At 64.9% G+C, this 1,937-nt stretch carries 2 protein-coding genes and 1 pseudogene; 2 read left to right on the plus strand and 1 reads right to left on the minus strand.

Annotated elements, in window-relative coordinates; all coding sequences use genetic code 11:
• Positions 1-114: pseudogene (locus C1I95_RS33450) on the plus strand (IS5/IS1182 family transposase); the annotation flags it as partial.
• Positions 115-369: 255 nt separating this feature from the next.
• On the opposite strand, the gene C1I95_RS35575 reads toward C1I95_RS33450, so the two are convergent.
• On the minus strand, positions 370-615 hold the full coding sequence (locus C1I95_RS35575) for a hypothetical protein (protein ID WP_158566524.1): 246 nt from the start codon (positions 613-615) through the stop codon (positions 370-372).
• Positions 616-1,178: 563 nt separating this feature from the next.
• Here C1I95_RS35575 and C1I95_RS33460 point away from each other — a divergent pair.
• On the plus strand, positions 1,179-1,652 hold the full coding sequence (locus C1I95_RS33460; RefSeq protein WP_233514049.1) for a hypothetical protein: 474 nt from the start codon (positions 1,179-1,181) through the stop codon (positions 1,650-1,652).
• Positions 1,653-1,937: the final 285 nt, after the last annotated feature.

Below are 1,937 nucleotides of genomic sequence, written 5' to 3' on the forward strand. Positions count from 1 at the left end.
CTGAAGACCTGGAAGATCCTGGCCAAGCTGCGCTGCTGCCCACGCCGCACCACCACGATCGTGCAGGCCATCCTCGTCCTGCACCACACCGAAGCCGACCGCTACTCAGGATGAAGAGGGCTCTCTCTAAGGTGCAGCCACTTCAGGGGAATCAGATCCAGCGTCGGTATGTGGCCGAGTTTCGCCTGGCAGCTCGTTGCGAGCGCCCGAACAGTTCCGCTCCCGCCGAGGCACATCATCCAATGGTAGGAACGTCGACCTGGACGCCAGCCTTTCCGTTCCCAGTGATTGACCAGAGAATCGAGCGCGCGGTAGCGTGCCCAGTCCTCCTCGACGTAGTCGTACCGTTCGCGTCCTTCCCTGGATCCGTTAGAAGGGGTTGTCATGGTCCGGCTTCCGCTCACGCAACCACTGCCGCACCTCATCGCTGAAGGCCACTACAGGCGCGTAGTCGGAGGATCCTTGCAGCCCTGCGGCGAAGGATCGTAGTCGCTGCTCGATCGACTCGATGCGGTTGCCTTCCGCAGCGGCCATCGCCGCGCGCGCCAAGGCCAGGGCTTGGTCCAGGTCTTCGGTCGGCGTGTCGATCAGGGCGGATGCCATGTCCAGGCGCACCAGAGCCTGAGATCGCCACGATGAACAGGGCGATCCCGAAGACGATGTTGTAGACCGACACGAACCCCGGCTGGGTGAGGTCGACCAGGGTGGTGGTGTCGAAGACGGTCCACATGGTCTCCATCAGCCAGGCCGCCGCCCCGGCCATCGAGGACGCGAGCCAGTCGAACGGGGCGGCAATCAGCGACGCGGTGCCCTCGCCGACCGCATCGCACACGCTTGAGATGACGGGGAAGTCGCACACGCTCACGGCAGACCCCTCCTTTCACACACGCAGAAGAGAGTTCTCGTGCCGCCTGAGCGTGCAACCAAGTTGGCCTTTTCTTCAGGTGGTGGTGCCCGAGGCCGCGTCGGGCTCGGGAGACGTTTCGATCCCGAGCTGTCGGCGTGCGGACGTGGCTCGTCCGACAGACAGGTGTACCGACCGAGCCCGTCCGCGACCGCAGACGGCGACCCCATCGAGACGGGGCGATGCGATGGCGCTCGGGAATGGCCGCGATACGATCGCCGTAAGGCGGAGCGCCAGGCCAAGATTCCGGCACCGGTGTGAGGAAGGGGTCAGGATGTTCGGCAGGATGTTTGGCGCGATGATCGGCAGGATGATCGGTTCGACGAACAACCTCAGCGATCTGATGGACCAGCTCAGGCCCGACCTGAGTCGGGAATCGCTCGGCGTCGGGCCCGACTTCCCCGGGGTCGCCCCGAACCCGCTGCTGAGCAATGATGCGCGGAAGCGCAATGCGGAACTGCGTACGGGGGCGCTTGCGCTCGGCGTTCTCGTCGACTGGCGGGAGGTGAACAGCAACCCTCGCGTGGTCCTGATGTTCGACGTGGAGACCGCCGACGGCATCTCGTTCCGCGGTATCGCAGACGAAGGCCTCACGATCACCGAGCTCACCCGACTCGCCCCAGGGCAGACGTTGCCCGTGCGCTACCGGCCGGCCGTCATGGACCACTACGTCGCCCTTGCCCGGGACGCGGACCCCGCCCATGTGCAGCAACTCTCTGACCAGATCGCGAGCCGCAAGCGGACCTGATCTGAAGCCATTGAGCGTTCTTCAACTGGCTATGTGCTGGTGGGGATGGTTCGGGTGGCCCGGCAGCGGGTTGAGGTGAGGCTTCCGGTAGGACAGCGATCGACCAAGAAAGATGCCCCCACCGGGAGCCTCGTCGCTGTCTAACCCTGCCTCGATTCCGTTGTCCAACCGATCGTTGAACCATCTCGCTGACATGATCCGCGCCCACCGCTACCAGCAGCGGTCCCACTGGCGTCGACTCAGCCCCGGCCGGCAGGCCCTACTCGCGCTGGCTCATCTCTTCAA

Source organism: Micromonospora craterilacus, from assembly GCF_003236315.1.
GTDB classification, from domain to species: domain Bacteria; phylum Actinomycetota; class Actinomycetes; order Mycobacteriales; family Micromonosporaceae; genus Micromonospora; species Micromonospora craterilacus.